Below are 17,962 nucleotides of genomic sequence, written 5' to 3'. Positions count from 1 at the left end.
TCAATAACATTTTGAAATCAAATTTTCTTCATAAATTACAGGTAATTACGAAGATATTATTCACCCTGCTAACATTTCGTAGAGACTGGTTTTATCACGGTTTCTGTGGATAACTCTGTTCACAAGAGTATTTCAGACATAATAGAAAACGTCCCCAACGAAGCACTTCGCTGTGGATAATCTGGAGATGAAGAAGAATTTGGAGCGGGAAACGAGACTCGAACTCGCGACCCCGACCTTGGCAAGGTCGTGCTCTACCAACTGAGCTATTCCCGCAAATCTGTACTGCTTTTGTTGCTGTCGTAACGTGTAATTCTCTGTCGTTACGGGAGGCGCATTATACGAGAAATCCGTTTAGCTGCAACCCCCCTCAAAGCGATTTTTTTGAAATTCAGTTCAAGTGCTTATTTAATCGGCAAGCTGAACAATTTAGCGACAAAAACCCGGCCACGCAAGGCGCCGGATCGCAAAATCAGAGCTTAATAAATTTTTCGCGATAGTACGCCAGCTCCGCAACAGACTCACGGATGTCATCCATCGCCTGGTGCGTCCCCTGCTTTGTGAAGCCGTCGAGAATTTCCGGTTTCCAGCGGCGGGCCAGCTCTTTCAGGGTGCTCACATCCAGATAGCGGTAGTGGAAGTAGGACTCCAGCTCCGGCATGTACTTAAACAGGAAACGACGATCCTGACCAATGCTGTTGCCACAGATAGGCGATTTTCCTGCCGGCACCCACTGCTTCAGAAATTCAAGCGTCGCCAGCTCCGCTTCGCGGTCGCCCAGGGTGCTGGCCTTCACGCGTTCCACCAGCCCGCTGCCGGTATGGGTACGCACGTTCCACTCATCCATCAGCGCAAGCTGGTCATCGGACTGGTGCACGGCAATCGTTGGGCCTTCCGCCAGAATATTGAGGTTGGCATCGGTGACCAGTGTGGCGATCTCAATAATGCGATCGCGCTCGGGATCAAGGCCGGTCATCTCAAGATCGATCCAAATCAGGTTGTTTTCGTCCGCGCTCATGTTATTTTCCACCCTTCTCGCATAACCGGCAGTAGCAGGTTAACTAGTATTAATTAGAGTGTATCATAGAGGTTTTGCCCGCTACGGGCGACCAGGAGCCAGCGCGATTGAGTAAAAATAAACTCTCCAAAGGGCAGCAGCGCCGCGTGAATGCAAATCACCAGCGCCGTCTTAAAACCACTACGGAGAAGCCCGATTACGACGACAACCTGTTTGGCGAAGCGACAGAAGGCGTTGTGATTAGCCGCTTCGGCATGCACGCCGATGTCGAATCTGCCGACGGGGATATCCACCGTTGCAATATCCGTCGCACCATCCGTTCCCTGGTGACCGGTGACCGCGTGGTCTGGCGTCCGGGCAAGGAGGCGGCGGAAGGGGTAACGGTTAAAGGCATCGTTGAAGCCGTGCATGAACGCACGTCGGTTCTGACCCGTCCGGATTTCTACGACGGCGTGAAGCCCATTGCAGCCAACATTAACCAGATCGTGATCGTTTCGGCGATTTTGCCTGAGCTTTCACTCAACATTATTGACCGTTATCTGGTGGCCTGCGAAACGCTACAGGTTGAGCCGCTTATCGTGCTGAATAAAATCGATCTGCTGGATGACGAGGCCATGGCCTTTGTCAATGAGCAGATGGATATTTACCGCAACATTGGCTATCGCGTGTTGATGGTTTCCAGCCGCACCAAAGACGGCCTGAAGCCGCTGGAAGATGCGCTAACCAACCGCATCAGCATCTTTGCAGGGCAGTCCGGCGTGGGTAAATCCAGCCTGCTTAACAATCTGCTCGGCCTTCAGCAGGAGATCCTGACCAACGATGTGTCGGACGTCTCCGGGCTGGGCCAGCACACCACCACCGCCTCACGTCTCTATCACTTCCCGCACGGCGGCGATGTGATTGACTCCCCGGGCGTGCGTGAATTTGGTCTCTGGCATCTCGAGCCGGAACAAATCTTTAACGGATTTGTCGAATTCCATGACTATTTAGGCGCTTGCAAATACCGCGACTGTAAACATGACAACGATCCGGGCTGCGCCATCCGCGAAGCGGTAGAGAACGGAGAAATTGCGGAAACCCGTTTCGAAAATTACCACCGTATTCTCGAAAGCATGGACCAGGTAAAAACGCGTAAAAACTTTTCTGATTCTGATAACTGACAACTAAGCTAAGCGTCGCTAAAATCGTCCCCTTTTTTCAGGTTCCGGCAGCGTAATGCCGGATCAGGAACGACAAAACAATGGCCTGGAGGCTACCTTGTTAAACTCATTTAAACTTTCGCTTCAATACATTCTGCCGAAACTGTGGCTCACTCGCCTGGCGGGCTGGGGCGCGAGCAAACGAGCGGGCTGGCTGACCAAACTGGTCATCGACCTGTTCGTGAAATACTACAAGGTCGACATGAAAGAAGCGCAGAAGCCGGATACGGCAAGCTATCGTACCTTCAACGAATTTTTTGTGCGTCCGCTGCGCGACGAAGTGCGTCCGCTGAATACCGACCCGAACGTGCTGGTGATGCCAGCGGACGGCGTGATCAGCCAGCTGGGTAAAATTGAAAACGACAAAATTTTGCAGGCGAAAGGCCATAACTACAGCCTGGAAGCGCTGCTGGCCGGTAACTACATAATGGCCGATCTGTTCCGTAACGGGACTTTCGCGACCACCTATCTCTCCCCGCGCGATTACCACCGCGTGCATATGCCGTGTAACGGTATTCTGCGCGAGATGATCTACGTGCCGGGGGATCTGTTCTCCGTCAATCACCTGACGGCGCAAAACGTTCCTAACCTGTTTGCCCGTAACGAGCGCGTCATCTGCCTGTTTGATACTGAATTTGGCCCAATGGCGCAGATTCTGGTGGGTGCTACCATTGTAGGCAGCATCGAAACCGTCTGGGCGGGCACCATTACTCCGCCACGCGAAGGCGTGATCAAGCGCTGGACCTGGCCTGCCGGCGAAGAAGAAGGTTCTGTGGCCCTGCTGAAAGGTCAGGAAATGGGCCGCTTCAAGCTGGGCTCAACGGTCATCAACCTGTTCGCTCCGGGCAAAGTTAACCTGGTCGACGAGCTGGAAAGCCTGTCCGTGACCAAACTCGGCCAGCCTCTGGCAGTATCGACGGAGGTCTTTGCAACACCAGACGTTGCGCCAGCCCCGTTGCCGGAAGATGAGATCAAAGCCGAGCACGACGCCAGCCCGCTGGTTGACGACAAAAAAGACGAAGGCTAACAACAGAAGGATCGCTGACGTGCGCCCGATTATCGTATTACTGATGGCCTGGTGCCTCAGCATGGGGGCGTACGCAGCGACGGCCCCCGACGCCAAACAGATAACCCAGGAGCTGGAGCAGGCAAAAGCGGCAAAACCCGCTCAGCCGGAGACCGTTGAGTCGCTCCAGTCTGCACTGAACGCGCTTGAGGAACGAAAGGGTTCCCTTGAGCGCGCGCAGCAGTATCAACAGGTTATCGACAATTTCCCCAAACTCTCTCAGACCCTGCGCTCGCAGCTAAACAACCTGCGCGATGAACCACGCCAGATCCCCGCGGGGATGACGTCCGAGGCGCTGAATCAGGAGATCCTGCAAGTCAGCAGCCAGCTGCTGGAAAAAAGCCGTCTGGCGCAGCAGGAGCAGGAACGGGCGCGTGAAATTGCCGATTCCCTCAGTCAGCTTCCACAGCAGCAAACCGATGCCCGCCGTCAGTTAAATGAGGTGGAACGCCGCATCGGGACGCAGACGGGCAGCACACCGCAGAATCAGGCGCAAAATCTTGGGTTGCAGGCGGAATCCGCCAGACTAAAAGCCCTGGTTGATGAACTGGAGCTGGCGCAGCTTTCCGCTAACAACCGCCAGGAGCTGTCGCGGATGCGTTCCGAGCTGGCGCAGAAGCAGAGCCAGCAGCTGGATGCGTATCTCCAGGCGCTGAGAAATCAACTCAACAGCCAGCGTCAGCGTGAAGCTGAACGTGCTCTGGAAAGCACAGAGTTACTGGCCGAAAACAGCGCTAACCTGCCCGACAGCATCGTCGCCCAGTTTAAGGTTAACCGCGAGCTTTCTGCTGCGCTGAATCAGCAGGCGCAGCGCATGGATTTGGTGGCCTCGCAGCAGCGTCAGGCTACCAATCAAACCCTTCAGGTTCGTCAGGCACTCAACACGCTGCGTGAACAGTCCCAGTGGCTTGGCTCGTCTAACCTGTTGGGCGAAGCGTTACGCGCGCAGGTGGCCCGTCTGCCAGAGATGCCAAAACCACAGCAGCTTGATACGGAGATGGCGCAGCTGCGTGTTCAGCGTCTTCATTATGAAGATCTCCTCAACAAGCAGCCGCAAATCCGCCAGATCCGTCAGGCTGACGGACAGCCGCTCACCGGCGAGCAAAGTCGTATTCTGGAAGCGCAGCTGCGCACCCAACGCGAACTGCTCAATTCCCTGTTGCAGGGGGGCGATACGCTGATCCTTGAGCTGACCAAGCTGAAAGTCTCGAATAGCCAGCTGGAGGATGCGCTGAAAGAGGTCAACGAAGCCACGCACCGTTACCTTTTCTGGACGTCCGACGTGCGGCCGATGACCTTCGCCTGGCCGATTGAGATCGTGCAGGATCTGCGCCGCCTCATTTCGCTGGACACCTTTAGCCAGCTGGGCCTCGCCAGCGTAATGATGATAACCAGCAAGGAGACTATCTTCCCGTTGCTGGGGGCGCTGATTCTGGTGGGCTTCAGTATTTATTCCCGTCGTCACTTTACCCGTTTCCTTGAGCGCTCCAGCGCCCGAGTGGGAAAAGTAACCCAGGATCACTTCTGGTTGACGTTGCGTACGGTGTTCTGGTCAATTCTGGTCGCGTCTCCGCTGCCGGTGCTGTGGATGACGCTCGGATACGGACTGCGTGAAGCCTGGCCCTACCCGCTTGCCGTCGCGATTGGCGATGGCGTGACCGCCACCGTTCCGCTGCTGTGGGTGGTGATGATTTGCGCCACGTTTGCGCGGCCAAATGGTCTGTTCATCGCTCACTTTGGCTGGCCGCGTAATCGCGTGGCGCGGGCGATGCGCTATTACCTGATGAGCATCGGGCTGATTGTGCCGCTGATTATGGCGCTGATCATGTTCGATAATCTCAATGACCGGGAGTTCTCCGGCTCGCTGGGACGGCTGTGCTTTATGCTGATCTGCGGGGCGTTAGCGGTAGTGACGCTCAGCCTGAAACGCGCCGGGATCCCGCTCTATCTCGACAAGACCGGCAGCGGCGATAACATGTTAAACCGTCTGCTGTGGAACCTGCTGCTCAGCGCGCCGCTGGCGGCGATGCTGGCGGCAGCGGTCGGTTATCTCGCCACGTCGCAGGCGCTGCTCGCCCGACTGGAAACGTCGGTGGCCATCTGGTTCCTGCTGCTGGTGGTCTACCATGTTATCCGCCGCGGCATGCTGATCCAGCGTCGTCGTCTGGCGTTTGACCGTGCTAAACATCGTCGCGCAGAAATTCTGGCCCAGCGCGCGCGGGGTGAGGAAGAGCCAAACCACGTCAACAGCACCGAAGGGACTACAGACGCTGATGACGTCGAACTGGATCTGGATGCGATAAGTACCCAGTCCCTGCGGCTGGTACGCTCAATTCTGATGCTGGTTGCCCTGCTGTCGGTGATCTACCTGTGGTCAGAAATCCACTCCGCGTTTGGCTTCCTGGAGAACATCTCTTTATGGGATGTGACATCCACGGTGCAGGGAGTCGAAAGCCTGGAGCCCATCACCTTAGGGGCCGTGCTGATTGCGATTCTGGTGCTGATCATCACCACCCAGCTGATCCGTAACTTCCCTGCCTTGCTGGAGCTGGCGCTGTTGCAGCATCTGGATTTAACCCCAGGCACAGGCTATGCCATCACCACCATCACCAAGTATTTAATCATGCTGTTTGGTGGGCTGGTCGGCTTCTCGATGATTGGTATCGAATGGTCAAAACTGCAATGGCTGGTTGCCGCCCTGACCGTAGGCCTGGGCTTTGGTTTACAGGAGATTTTTGCCAACTTCGTTTCTGGTCTGATCATTCTGTTTGAAAAGCCGATTCGAATTGGTGATACGGTGACCATCCGCGATCTCACCGGCAGCGTCACCAGGATCAACACCCGTGCCACCACCATCAGCGACTGGGACCGTAAAGAGATCATCGTCCCGAACAAGGCATTTATCACCGAGCAGTTTATCAACTGGTCGCTGTCCGACTCCGTCACGCGTGTGGTGCTGACCGTACCCGCTCCGTCGGATGCCAACAGCGAAGAGGTGACGCAGATCCTGTATACGGCTGCTGAACGCTGTTCGCTGGTAATCGACAACCCACCGCCGGAAGTCTTCCTGGTTGATTTGCAGCAGGGGATCCAGATTTTCGAGCTGCGTATCTACGCCGCCGAGATGGGACACCGTATGCCGCTGCGCCATGAGATCCACCAGCTGATTCTGGCTGGCTTCCGCGAGCACGGAATTGATATGCCGTTCCCACCGTTCCAGATGCGTCTGGAAACGCTGGACGGACGTAAGACGGGAAGAACGTTGACGTCAGCGGCGCGTACGCGCCCGGCGGGAAGTTTGTAATCCTTTCCCCCTCCCCATCGGGAGGGGGTCAATCCTTTATGCCACTTCTGCTACACAGGCCGTCGAGCGACGACGGTAATGCTCATAAATCCCCATTGCCAGCAGCGAGAAGAAGATCGGTCCGCCAACCATCCACAGCGTGCTGTTCCAGTCATTTGCCTCAACAACGGGCTGAATGACGGTAAAAATGTTGGCGAACGCGACGACCAGCACCACAACAGTGGTCGCCAGCAGCGTCGCCGCACGGGTTTTGAAGATCACAAACGGTCGTTCCAGATCCTGCTTCGCCTTAAAGAACGGGAACGCCAGGGTCAGGAACAGATACGGAAGCGTCATCGATACGTTTGCCATCAGGGTCAGCTTGTTATAGAACGCCGACGCGGTATCACCGCCGAAGGACACCAGCAGAATGAACACGCACACCAGCATGCACTGCATCCACATCGCGTTGGCAGGCATACCGGCAGCGTTCAGCTGAGTCATACGTGCAGGCCACAGCGTCTTTGGCGTCCCCTGAATAATCGCTTTCAGCGGCGAGTAGATCAACGTGAAGAACGCGCCAGTATAGGCGAGGAACATCGACAAACCGGTAATCCGCGCAAACCAGATCCCCAGGGTGGCCGACGTTTCCGGCGCGAGATCCATGGCGTTGCCCAGCGTCACCCCCAGGCTTTTCATCAACACGTAGGTAATGTTGCCGAGGTTGGTAGTGTTATTGCTCAGTACCTGCTGCCAGTTGGTGCTGACGCCCCAGAGGAAAATCGCCAGTGAGTAGCCAATGGATATGACGATGGCGGCAAAGATAATGCCTTTGGCGAAGTTCTTTTCCGGATTTTCGGTTTTGTCGACCAGGCCGCCCACGGCTTCAATTCCACCGTAAGCAAAGATGGCAAACACCACGAAGGAGAGCATGGCCAGTCCGGACTGGTAACCCGGATTAGGCGATGAAACGAAGTTGACTTCCTGTGCGAAATGCCCGCCGTTCAGGCACAGAATGGCGATGCTGACCAGCAGCAGCACCAGGTTCAGGCACATCACGGAAATACCGCCAACGGCAGTGATACGGGCAATTTTGTTGATGCCTTTCGAGGCCACCAGCGTGACCACCACCATCCAGCACACCGCCAGAATACCGACCACCTGTGTGGAACTCAGCCCCGCCAGAGACCAGACCTGCGTTTTATCCGCACCGAAGAGAAACGTTGAGAACGGCACCCAGACCTTGGCCGCCGTGCTGACCATCCAGACGACGTAGGATGAAAACCACATGAACGTACCGATAAACGCATAACGCGGACCGACGCTGTTGTTCATCCACGAATAGATGCCACCCTCTTCTTTCCGGTACGCCGAGCCCATCTCCGCCATCATCAGCGCAAACGGGATAAAGAAGAACAGAGCGGAAACGATATAAAACGGCGTCGCGCTGTAGCCCATCAGATAAAACGCGGACGGGCTATTGGCAAAGCCAAAGACTGACGTAAAAATCATCAGAATGAGCCCGGTAAGGGTCATTTTTTTGAGTGAGTGAGACATATAACCATCCGAAACGGAATTAAACTGCGCGGATGGTAGCAGATGACCAGACAAATATTGTGGCTATCCGAGTCAATTTAAGAAAAAGACCCGTGCATAGCGAAAAGAGCAGTTTTTAATGTGGCAGAGTTAAATGACCGAGTAGGCCGGGTAAGCGACAGCGCCACCCGGCATTTTTTCAGGCGCGATCGACCGTAAAGGCAATCACATCGCCCAGCTGCTCGGCACCCAGCGCCAGCATGACCAGACGATCCACACCCAGCGCCACGCCGGAGCAGTCCGGCAAACCGGCCTTAAGCGCTTCCAGCAGGTTGGTGTCAATCGGCTGCTGCGGCAGACCGCGCGCGTTGCGCTTGCGGTTATCCTGCTCGAAACGCTGCTGCTGTTCGCGCGCGTCGGTCAGCTCGTGGAAACCGTTCGCCAGCTCAATGCCTTTGAAGTACACCTCAAACCGTTCCGCCACGCGGTGATCTTCGGTGCTGATCTGCGCCAGCGAGGCCTGGCTGGCCGGGAAGTGATAGACAAACGTCGGGCGATCTTTACCAATTTGCGGTTCAACGCCAAAGGTGAACAGCAGTTGCAACAGCGTGTCGCGGTCCTCTTCGTTATCCGCCACGTTGCTCAGATCCAGTTTTGCCGCCACTTCACGCAGCTGTGTTTTATCAGCCGACAGCGGATCGATTTCCAGATGGCGCTGGAAGGCCTGCTGATAGGAGAGCGTTTCAGCTTCCGCGCAATCCAGCACCTGTTGCAGCAGATCGTCGACTTCGTTCATCAGACGATACATGTCGTAGTGCGGGCGGTACCACTCCAGCATGGTGAATTCCGGATTATGGTGTCGGCCCATCTCTTCATTACGGAAGCTACGGCACAGCTGATAGACCGGACCACACCCGGCCGCCAGCAGACGCTTCATATGGTATTCCGGGCTGGTCATCAGATACAGATTCATGCCCTGAGAGTGGCCTGGGCCAACAAAACGGGTTTCAAACGGGACCAGATGAATATCCGTGACCGTCGCCTGACTCATGCACGGCGTTTCCACCTCCAGGACGCCGCGGTCGGCAAAGAAACGGCGGATCTCCGCCATAATTGCTGCGCGCTTTAGCAGGTTTGGAATGGATGCGCTCGGCTGCCAGGTGGCCGTTTCGCTCATGAGTTATTTCTCCGTTTTCAGACAAGGGCACGAAGTCTACTCGTAAGCCGGGGCAGAGACAAATTTTGCACAGTAAAAGTCCCTTTTCATTGCACAGAGAAATACTGTGACGCCATTCATTAATCACGATGATAAATCACCGCACAGAACAGCAAAAAAATCGAACACGTCAAATTTCCCTCACTTCTACGCGGTTATACTGTTTTACCCATAAAGGAGCAGTGGAATCGCTTCCGCAATCGCCCGTTCGGGCAGGTGAACGTCCTTTAGCTCATCGCGTTGCGGGAAAACAAAAATCTGGAGGAATGTCGTGCAAACTTTTCAAGCCGATCTTGCCGTAATAGGCGCTGGCGGGGCTGGATTACGCGCTGCAATTGCTGCGGCACAAGCCAATCCGAACGCTAAAATCGCATTGATTTCAAAAGTCTATCCGATGCGCAGCCACACGGTAGCCGCAGAAGGAGGATCCGCTGCCGTCGCGCAGGATCATGACAGCTTCGAATACCATTTCCACGACACAGTTGCAGGGGGCGACTGGCTTTGCGAACAGGATGTCGTTGATTACTTCGTGCACCATTGCCCAACGGAGATGACCCAGCTGGAACAGTGGGGATGCCCGTGGAGCCGCCGTCCGGACGGGAGCGTCAACGTCCGCCGCTTCGGTGGCATGAAGATCGAACGCACCTGGTTTGCCGCCGATAAGACCGGCTTCCACATGCTGCACACCCTGTTCCAGACCTCCCTCCAGTTCCCACAAATCCAGCGCTTTGACGAACATTTCGTTCTCGACATTCTGGTCGACGACGGTCATGCGCGCGGACTGGTGGCGATGAACATGATGGAAGGCACGCTTGTCCAGATCCGCGCTAATGCGGTGGTGATGGCAACGGGCGGCGCGGGCCGCGTATACCGCTACAACACCAACGGCGGCATCGTCACCGGTGACGGTATGGGCATGGCGCTCAGCCACGGCGTCCCGCTGCGTGATATGGAGTTCGTCCAGTATCACCCAACCGGCCTGCCGGGCTCCGGCATACTGATGACGGAAGGCTGCCGCGGCGAAGGCGGAATTCTGGTCAACAAAAACGGCTATCGCTATTTGCAGGATTACGGCATGGGTCCGGAAACCCCACTTGGCGAGCCGAAAAACAAATACATGGAACTCGGCCCTCGCGACAAAGTCTCTCAGGCTTTCTGGCACGAGTGGCGCAAAGGCAACACCATCTCAACGCCGCGCGGCGACGTGGTGCATCTCGACCTGCGTCATCTCGGCGAGAAGAAACTGCTGGAGCGTCTGCCGTTTATCTGCGAGCTGGCGAAAGCGTATGTGGGCGTCGATCCGGTGAAAGAACCGATCCCGGTGCGTCCAACCGCGCACTACACCATGGGCGGCATCGAAACCGATCAGCAGTGCGAAACCCGCATCAAAGGGCTGTTTGCGGTGGGCGAGTGTTCCTCCGTCGGTCTGCACGGCGCAAACCGTCTGGGCTCGAACTCGCTGGCTGAGCTGGTGGTCTTTGGTCGCATGGCGGGCGAACGTGCGGTGGAGCGTGCCGCAACGGCAGGTGAAGCTAACAGCGCGGCGCTGGATGCGCAGGTTGCAGACGTCGAAAAACGCCTGAAAGACCTGGTGAACCAGGAAGGTAACGAAAACTGGTCGAAGATCCGCGACGAAATGGGGCTGTCGATGGAAGAAGGCTGCGGGATCTACCGTACGCCAGAGCTGATGCAGAAAACCGTCGATAAGCTGGCGGAGTTGCAGGAGCGCTTCAAGCGCGTGCGTATCACCGACACTTCCAGCGTCTTCAATACCGATCTGCTTTATACCATTGAACTGGGCCACGGCCTGAACGTCGCAGAATGTATGGCCCATTCCGCCCTGGCGCGTAAAGAGTCCCGCGGCGCGCACCAGCGTCTGGATGAGGGCTGCACTGAACGTGACGACGTCAATTTCCTTAAACACACTCTCGCCTGGCGCGATGCGGATGGCACCACCCGTCTGGACTACAGCGACGTGAAAATCACCACGCTGCCACCGGCGAAACGCGTGTACGGTGCAGAAGCAGAAGCCGCCGATAAGAAGGAGAAGGCGAATGGCTGAGATGCAAAAACTGAAAGTTGAAGTGGTGCGCTACAATCCGGAAGTGGACGCCGCGCCGCATAGCGCTTTCTATGAAGTCCCTTACGACGAGCAAACCTCCCTGCTGGATGCGCTCGGCTATATCAAAGATAACCTGGCCCCAGACCTGAGCTACCGCTGGTCCTGCCGCATGGCAATTTGCGGCTCCTGCGGCATGATGGTCAACAAGGTGCCAAAGCTGGCGTGTAAAACCTTCCTGCGTGATTACACCAAAGGCATCAAGGTTGAAGCGCTGGGCAATTTCCCGATTGAGCGCGATCTGGTGGTCGACATGACCCACTTTATCGAAAGCCTCGAAGCGATTAAGCCGTACATCATCGGCAACCCGCGCACACCGGATCAGGGGCCAAACACCCAGACGCCCGCGCAGATGGCGAAATACCATCAGTTCTCCGGCTGCATCAACTGCGGCCTGTGCTACGCCGCCTGTCCACAGTTTGGCCTGAACCCTGAGTTTATCGGCCCGGCCGCCATTACCCTGGCGCACCGCTATAACGAAGACAGCCGCGACCACGGCAAAAAAGAACGTATGGCCCAGTTGAACAGCCAGAACGGGGTCTGGACCTGCACGTTTGTCGGTTACTGCTCCGAAGTCTGTCCGAAGCATGTCGACCCGGCCGCCGCCATTCAGCAGGGTAAGGTGGAAAGCTCGAAAGACTTTCTTATCGCTACCCTGAAACCACGCTAAGGAGTGCATGATGACGACTAAACGCAAAGCCTACGTGCGACCAATGCCGTCCACCTGGTGGAAAAAACTGCCGTTTTATCGCTTCTATATGCTGCGTGAAGGCACGGCAGTTCCCGCGGTCTGGTTCAGCCTCGAACTGCTGTACGGGGTGTATGCCCTCAAGCACGGCCCGGAAGCCTGGGCCAGTTTTGTGGGCTTCCTGCAAAACCCAATCATCGTAGTACTGAACCTGATTGTGCTCGCCGCCGCGCTGCTTCATACCAAAACCTGGTTTGAACTGGCACCAAAAGCAGCGAACATCATTGTAAAAGGCGAAAAAATGGGGCCAGAACCGGTCATTAAAGGGCTCTGGGCAGTGACAGCAGTTGTCTCTGTGGTCATTCTGTTTGTCGCACTGTTCTGGTAAGGAGACTACTGTGATCAATCCAAATCCAAAACGTTCAGACGAGCCGGTTTTCTGGGGGCTGTTTGGCGCAGGCGGCATGTGGAGCGCCATTATTGCCCCGGTCATTATCCTGCTGGTCGGGATCATGCTGCCGCTGGGGTTGTTCCCGGGCGATGCGCTGAGCTATGAGCGCGTACTGGCCTTTGCGAGCAGCTTTATTGGCCGCGTGTTCATCTTCCTGATGATCGTCCTGCCGCTGTGGTGTGGTCTGCACCGTATCCACCATGCGATGCACGATCTGAAAATCCATGTGCCAAGCGGTAAATGGGTCTTCTACGGTCTGGCGACCATTCTGACGGTCGTCACGTTGATTGCCGTGGTCACCATCTGACTGAACAGGCCCGCCATCCGGCGGGCTTTTTACTTTTTCATCTTCTCCACCAGCCACCGGGAAAATTCGCGCATGGCTGGCGTTTCTGCCCGGGACTGCAATCGGGTCAGCCAGTAGCTGCCGAGCTCAATCTGCGTCGCAAAGGGCTGCACAATGCGCTCGCTGGCTAACAGATGGGTAAACATATCGACAGGCGCAATGGCAATGCCCACCCCTGCCTGAGCGGCCTCCAGCATGGTCACGGACGAATCAAATACCATCACGCGGTGCGTTGGCGAAGGGGGATGCTCGCCGGCCGCCTGCATCCACGCGGTCCATTCATCGCGTCGGTAAGAGCGCAGCAGCGTAAACCTGAGGATGTCGGCCGGACTGTGCAGACTGGCGGCGATATCGGGCGTACACAGCGGCGCGAGCGGCGCATGACAAAGGAATTCAGCCTCGGTGCCGTGCCACGCCCCGCCACCGTATCGGATCGTATAGTCAAGCCCTTCGGCAGCCGGATCAACGCGGTTGTTATGGGTGGAAAGCTGAAGATCGATGTGCGGATAGCCACGGCGAAAATCCTCCAGCTGCGAGAATAAAACCCCGGTGGCAAATGTACCCACCACGCCGATTTTCAGCTTCTCCTGCGCACGATGGTTAGCGAAGCGATCCAGCATTCCGGCTATACGATCGAAAGAATCATTCAGCACCGGCAGTAAATTTTCACCCTCGGTAGTCAACATCAGCCCGCGCGACACGCGAACGAACAGCTGACAGTTCAGGTGCTGCTCCAGCGTTTTCACATGCTGGCTAATGGCTGAATGGGTCACGTTCAGCTCAATGGCCGCATGCGTAAAGCTGAGATGTCTCGCGGCGGCTTCAAAAGCCCGAAGCGAATTGAGGGGGAGATAGCTTCGCGTCATGGTCTCTTCCGTTAGAAAAATTAACAGCTAATGCTAAATTTAACCGTTTGTCAGGCACAGTCAAATCCAACAGACTACGCCTGTCTGACGGGCCCGGACATCCCCTTGACTCGCTATTACGGAAGATTACTGATGATGAAAAAATCCCTTTGCTGCGCCCTGCTGCTGGGCCTCTCTTGCTCTGCTCTCGCCGCGCCAGTATCAGAAAAACAGCTGGCGGAGGTGGTCGCGAATACGGTTACCCCGCTGATGAAAGCCCAGTCTGTTCCAGGCATGGCGGTGGCCGTTATTTATCAGGGAAAATCGCACTATTACACGTTTGGCAAGGCCGATATCGCGGCGAATAAACCCGTTACGCCTCAGACCCTGTTCGAGCTGGGTTCTATAAGTAAAACCTTCACCGGCGTTTTAGGTGGGGATGCCATTGCTCGCGGTGAAATTTCGCTGGACGATCCGGTGACCAGATACTGGCCACAGCTGACGGGCAAGCAGTGGCAGGGTATTCGTATGCTGGATCTCGCCACCTACACCGCTGGCGGCCTGCCGCTACAGGTACCGGATGAGGTCACGGATAACGCCTCCCTGCTGCGCTTTTATCAAAACTGGCAGCCGCAGTGGAAGCCTGGCACAACGCGTCTTTACGCCAACGCCAGCATCGGTCTTTTTGGTGCGCTGGCGGTCAAACCTTCTGGCATGCCCTATGAGCAGGCCATGACGACGCGGGTCCTTAAGCCGCTCAAGCTGGACCATACCTGGATTAACGTTCCGAAAGCGGAAGAGGCGCATTACGCCTGGGGCTATCGTGACGGTAAAGCGGTGCGCGTTTCGCCGGGAATGCTGGATGCACAAGCCTATGGCGTGAAAACCAACGTGCAGGATATGGCGAACTGGGTCATGGCAAACATGGCGCCGGAGAAGGTTGCCGATGCCTCACTTAAGCAGGGCATCGCGCTGGCGCAGTCGCGCTACTGGCGTATCGGGTCAATGTATCAGGGTCTGGGCTGGGAGATGCTCAACTGGCCCGTGGAGGCCAACACGGTGGTCGAAGGCAGCGACAGTAAGGTAGCGCTGGCGCCGTTACCCGTGGCTGAAGTGAATCCACCGGCTCCCCCGGTCAAAGCGTCCTGGGTCCATAAAACGGGTTCTACTGGCGGATTTGGCAGCTACGTGGCCTTTATTCCTGAAAAGCAGATCGGTATTGTGATGCTCGCGAATAAAAGCTATCCGAACCCGGCACGCGTTGAGGCGGCATACCATATCCTCGAGGCGCTACAGTAAAACATTGCCGGGTGGCGGCTTCGCCTTACCCGGCAAAACCCCCTACACAATCTCCCGCATTTTCCCTGCTGTCATCTACACTTAACAAAAAACAGTAAGGAAACTCCTATGCGCATTCTGCCTGTTATTGCCGCAGTAACAGCCGCGTTTTTAGTGGTTGCTTGCAGTTCCCCTACTCCTCCGCCTGGCGTCACGGTAGTAAGTAATTTCGACGCACAGCGCTTCCTCGGCACCTGGTATGAAATCGCCCGAATGGACCATCAGTTCGAACGGGGCTTAGAAAAAGTCACGGTCAACTACAGCGCGATGGATGACGGCGGGATCCGGGTCATTAACCGCGGCTATAACCCGGATCGCCAGATGTGGCAGCAGTCAGTTGGTCAGGCCTATTTCACCGGCGCGTCTAACCGCGCGGCCATGAAAGTCTCTTTCATCGGCCCATTCTACGGCGGGTATAACGTCATTGCGCTGGACAGAGAGTACCGCCATGCGCTGGTGTGTGGGCCGGATCGCAACTATCTGTGGATCCTCTCCCGCACGCCAACGATCCCGGCGGAAATGAAACAGCAGATGCTGGACATAGCGACCCGGCAAGGGTTTGACGTGACGAAATTACTCTGGGTAAAACAGCCGCATTAGTGGGTACTGAGTTTTAACCCGATGATACCCGCGACGATTAACGCGAGGCTGGCGATGCGCGCCAGGCTCGCAGACTCCCCCAGCAGCAGAATACCGGTAATGGCAGCCCCTACCGCGCCAATTCCCGTCCAGACAGCGTAAGCCGTTCCGACTGGCAAGCTTCGCATCGCCCATGACAACATGACGATACTGACAATCATTGCGGCGATAGTGATGACGCTGGGCGTCAGGCGGGTAAAACCATGGGTATATTTCAGGCCAATTGCCCATACCACTTCGAGCAAACCGGCAATAACAAGAACGATCCAGGACATATCAGGCTCCTTAACTTAACGACAAGTTGGGGCCGTCCCCGATGAATGAAGCGCTTACGGGTCGTCCCGCAAGGCTGAGGTTGCGCCTTATATTTTGGTTAGCATGGAATTTTTTTTCAAACTTTTTCTGCTGAACATGTTAAGGCAAGAAATAGCCTCAGTAAGACACGGAGTTCAGGCATTTATGACTCATCCGACTTCTCTATGATGATAGGCTTTCTGATGGCAGGAAGCCAAACCACTAGCCGACTGCGAAAATTTTATGTTTAAAATTCTTTTGATTGACCGTTGTCACTTCACCCGCACGGGATTTGAAGCCTGGGTCAATCATTCAGACCTGTTTTCGGGTCATTTCGTCGTAACCGGGGTAAATAATCTTTTCCTCGCCAGAGAGCATATCCTGCAATGGAAACCTGCGCTGGTCATCGCTGATTTATCTGGCTTCCGGCAGGATTTACACCATTTTCAGCAGCTATCCTCCCTGCTGATTGCCAGCGAAACATTGCCTTTTATTATGCTGCAATCAGGCCAGGAGCAAGAGATGACAGATTATCTGGCGCAGTTCCCGATATGGTCTTCTCTTTCCAAAAATACCGATCTGGAAAAACTAGCGGCGGTGATAAATGACGCGCTAACGTCATGCGCAAGCGCGGAGCTTCCGGAGATGGCGGCACCGTTACTGACGCGTCAGGAAGAGAGAGTTCTTAGCCTGTGGATGGATGGCGCGAGCAACCAGAAAATTGCCAGCAATCTGCGCATTAACGGAAAAACGGTGTACACGTACAAACGCAATATCCGCATGAAGCTACATATGGATACGCGCTACTCCCCGTTTTTATCGCTACAGGAAGTGGAGAATTGACGGTACGGTGAAATGACCTGCCGTACCGTCGCTTTCATTAGTTCTGAGCTTTGGTTGCTGCGCCAGAAATCGCGTTACCACCGTCGGAGATATCTTCCCCTACGCCACGGGTGGTGTTACATGCAGTCAGTACCGAAGAAAGCACCAGAACAGAAAAGATCGCTGCAATTGTTTTCTTAACCATAATATCTTCCTTTTATAGCCAAAGTTATTTTGTGTATAGCAACTTAAGAATAGACAAGATCTTGTCGTTTGACGGAAAAGGAAGAATTTTTAGGAAAATTAGACGGAATTAGCTGGCCGCATGGGAAATGATATGGCCGAGATCCTGGATATCTTCACCCATGCCACGCGCGGTGTTGCAACCGGAGAGAATTGCGCTGGAGAGCGCTAACAGAAGCAGAATTTTAACGGTACGTTTCATCTTCCCTGCCTGCAAAATCAGGCGCAGCGGGCGCTGCGCCTTACATCATGACGTAAATTACTTCACGCGGGATACGTATTCGCCGGAGCGGGTATCCACTTTGATCACTTCACCGATCTGTACGAACAGTGGCACTTTCACCACAGCGCCGGTAGACAGAGTGGCAGGCTTGCCGCCAGTACCTGCGGTATCACCTTTCAGACCTGGATCGGTTTCAACGATTTCCAGCTCAACGAAGTTCGGAGGCGTAACCGCGATAGGCTGACCGTTCCACAGGGTCACGATGCACTCAGCCTGATCCAGCAGCCACTTGGCGTTGTCACCAATCGCTTTTGCGTCCGCAGACAGCTGCTCGAAGGTTTCGTTGTTCATGAAGTGCCAGAACTCACCGTCGTTGTACAGGTAAGTCAGGTTCATATCGACAACATCAGCGCCTTCAGCGGAGTCAGTAGATTTGAAGGTTTTCTCAACACGGGTACCGGTCAGCAGGCGACGCAGCTTTACGCGTGCGAATGCCTGGCCTTTACCTGGTTTAACGAATTCGCTGGCTTCAACCGCGTACGGTTCGCCGTCCATCATGATTTTAAGACCAGCACGAAAATCGTTGCTATAGTACGTTGCCATAAGGCCCTCTAAATTTGTTAACTGGTAGCTAAG

Annotated in this window: 18 protein-coding genes and 1 tRNA gene; 10 read left to right on the top strand and 9 right to left on the bottom strand. The window is 55.3% G+C overall.

Going from position 1 to position 17,962, the window contains the following annotated elements; all coding sequences use genetic code 11:
* Nucleotides 1–200 precede the first annotated feature (200 nt).
* Both ACOTX1_RS16160 and orn read right to left on the bottom strand, forming a co-directional pair.
* Nucleotides 201–276 (bottom strand) — tRNA-Gly (locus tag ACOTX1_RS16160).
* A 196-nt stretch (nt 277–472) separates the two neighbouring features.
* Entirely contained in the window at nt 473–1,018 is a 546-nt protein-coding gene (orn, locus tag ACOTX1_RS16155) for an oligoribonuclease (RefSeq protein WP_023315255.1), read from the bottom strand.
* A gap of 107 nt (nt 1,019–1,125) precedes the next feature.
* On the opposite strand from orn, the gene rsgA reads away from it, so the two are divergent.
* The 3 genes from rsgA to mscM all read left to right on the top strand — a co-directional run bounded on the left by rsgA (nt 1,126) and on the right by mscM (nt 6,587).
* A complete protein-coding gene (gene rsgA / locus ACOTX1_RS16150; protein WP_023315254.1) occupies nt 1,126–2,178 on the top strand; it encodes a small ribosomal subunit biogenesis GTPase RsgA in 1,053 nt (350 codons plus the stop codon).
* Nucleotides 2,179–2,275: 97 nt separating this feature from the next.
* Entirely contained in the window at nt 2,276–3,244 is a 969-nt protein-coding gene (gene asd, locus ACOTX1_RS16145; protein ID WP_003855963.1) for an archaetidylserine decarboxylase, read from the top strand.
* A gap of 19 nt (nt 3,245–3,263) precedes the next feature.
* A complete protein-coding gene (mscM, locus tag ACOTX1_RS16140; RefSeq protein WP_023315252.1) occupies nt 3,264–6,587 on the top strand; it encodes a miniconductance mechanosensitive channel MscM in 3,324 nt (1,107 codons plus the stop codon).
* A gap of 36 nt (nt 6,588–6,623) precedes the next feature.
* Here the strand turns inward: mscM and yjeM are convergent, their stop codons facing one another.
* Together yjeM and epmA are read right to left on the bottom strand one after the other, a co-directional pair.
* Complete coding sequence (yjeM, locus tag ACOTX1_RS16135; protein ID WP_023315251.1) at nt 6,624–8,123, bottom strand: glutamate/gamma-aminobutyrate family transporter YjeM; 1,500 nt, start codon at nt 8,121–8,123, stop codon at nt 6,624–6,626.
* Nucleotides 8,124–8,301: 178 nt separating this feature from the next.
* Nucleotides 8,302–9,279 carry an elongation factor P--(R)-beta-lysine ligase gene (gene epmA, locus ACOTX1_RS16130; protein WP_003855960.1) on the bottom strand — a complete coding sequence of 326 codons (978 nt, stop codon included), beginning with the start codon at nt 9,277–9,279 and terminating at the stop codon, nt 8,302–8,304.
* A 310-nt stretch (nt 9,280–9,589) separates the two neighbouring features.
* Here epmA and frdA point away from each other — a divergent pair, with 310 nt between their 5' ends.
* Genes frdA through frdD form a run of 4 tightly spaced genes read left to right on the top strand, consistent with a single transcriptional unit; the run spans nt 9,590 to nt 12,883 of the window.
* Nucleotides 9,590–11,380: a fumarate reductase (quinol) flavoprotein subunit gene (gene frdA, locus ACOTX1_RS16125; protein WP_003855957.1), complete on the top strand. Its 1,791-nt coding sequence runs from the start codon at nt 9,590–9,592 to the stop codon at nt 11,378–11,380.
* Entirely contained in the window at nt 11,373–12,107 is a 735-nt protein-coding gene (locus ACOTX1_RS16120; protein WP_003855955.1) for a succinate dehydrogenase/fumarate reductase iron-sulfur subunit, read from the top strand. Before frdA ends, ACOTX1_RS16120 begins: the two co-directional genes overlap by 8 nt.
* Nucleotides 12,108–12,117: 10 nt before the next feature.
* On the top strand, nt 12,118–12,513 hold the full coding sequence (gene frdC / locus ACOTX1_RS16115) for a fumarate reductase subunit FrdC (RefSeq protein WP_017383964.1): 396 nt from the start codon (nt 12,118–12,120) through the stop codon (nt 12,511–12,513).
* Nucleotides 12,514–12,523: 10 nt separating this feature from the next.
* Nucleotides 12,524–12,883 (top strand): fumarate reductase subunit FrdD, encoded by a 360-nt coding sequence (gene frdD, locus ACOTX1_RS16110; RefSeq protein WP_000609653.1) that lies wholly within the window; start codon nt 12,524–12,526, stop codon nt 12,881–12,883.
* A 29-nt stretch (nt 12,884–12,912) separates the two neighbouring features.
* On the opposite strand, the gene ampR is transcribed toward frdD, so the two are convergent.
* Nucleotides 12,913–13,788 (bottom strand): LysR family transcriptional regulator AmpR, encoded by an 876-nt coding sequence (gene ampR / locus ACOTX1_RS16105; protein ID WP_003855952.1) that lies wholly within the window; start codon nt 13,786–13,788, stop codon nt 12,913–12,915.
* A 132-nt stretch (nt 13,789–13,920) separates the two neighbouring features.
* Here ampR and ACOTX1_RS16100 point away from each other — a divergent pair, with 132 nt between their 5' ends.
* On the top strand, nt 13,921–15,066 hold the full coding sequence (locus ACOTX1_RS16100; protein WP_023315250.1) for a cephalosporin-hydrolyzing class C beta-lactamase ACT-16: 1,146 nt from the start codon (nt 13,921–13,923) through the stop codon (nt 15,064–15,066).
* A 108-nt stretch (nt 15,067–15,174) separates the two neighbouring features.
* Entirely contained in the window at nt 15,175–15,705 is a 531-nt protein-coding gene (locus tag ACOTX1_RS16095) for a lipocalin family protein (protein WP_003855945.1), read from the top strand.
* Here the strand turns inward: ACOTX1_RS16095 and sugE are convergent.
* A complete protein-coding gene (gene sugE, locus ACOTX1_RS16090) occupies nt 15,702–16,019 on the bottom strand; it encodes a quaternary ammonium compound efflux SMR transporter SugE (RefSeq protein WP_003855944.1) in 318 nt (105 codons plus the stop codon). The two genes, ACOTX1_RS16095 and sugE, sit on opposite strands and share 4 nt — an antisense overlap.
* Nucleotides 16,020–16,281: 262 nt before the next feature.
* Between sugE and ACOTX1_RS16085 the strand changes: the two genes are divergently transcribed.
* Nucleotides 16,282–16,881, top strand: coding sequence for a helix-turn-helix transcriptional regulator (locus tag ACOTX1_RS16085; RefSeq protein WP_022650247.1), 600 nt, complete (start codon nt 16,282–16,284; stop codon nt 16,879–16,881).
* 37 nt (nt 16,882–16,918) lie between these two features.
* On the opposite strand, the gene ecnB is transcribed toward ACOTX1_RS16085, so the two are convergent.
* From ecnB to efp, 3 genes are all read right to left on the bottom strand, one after another.
* Entirely contained in the window at nt 16,919–17,065 is a 147-nt protein-coding gene (gene ecnB, locus ACOTX1_RS16080) for a lipoprotein toxin entericidin B (protein ID WP_003855942.1), read from the bottom strand.
* Nucleotides 17,066–17,173: 108 nt separating this feature from the next.
* Nucleotides 17,174–17,305: an entericidin A/B family lipoprotein gene (locus ACOTX1_RS16075; protein WP_003855941.1), complete on the bottom strand. Its 132-nt coding sequence runs from the start codon at nt 17,303–17,305 to the stop codon at nt 17,174–17,176.
* A gap of 57 nt (nt 17,306–17,362) precedes the next feature.
* Nucleotides 17,363–17,929, bottom strand: coding sequence for an elongation factor P (efp, locus tag ACOTX1_RS16070; protein ID WP_003855940.1), 567 nt, complete (start codon nt 17,927–17,929; stop codon nt 17,363–17,365).
* Between the last annotated feature and the right edge of the window lie 33 nt (nt 17,930–17,962).

Source organism: Enterobacter cloacae complex sp. IR5401 (genome assembly GCF_049238425.1).
Taxonomy (GTDB): Bacteria; Pseudomonadota; Gammaproteobacteria; order Enterobacterales; family Enterobacteriaceae; genus Enterobacter; species Enterobacter hormaechei_C.
Note: the sequence above shows the minus strand (reverse complement) of the source record. Positions and strands in the feature narration are given on the sequence as shown.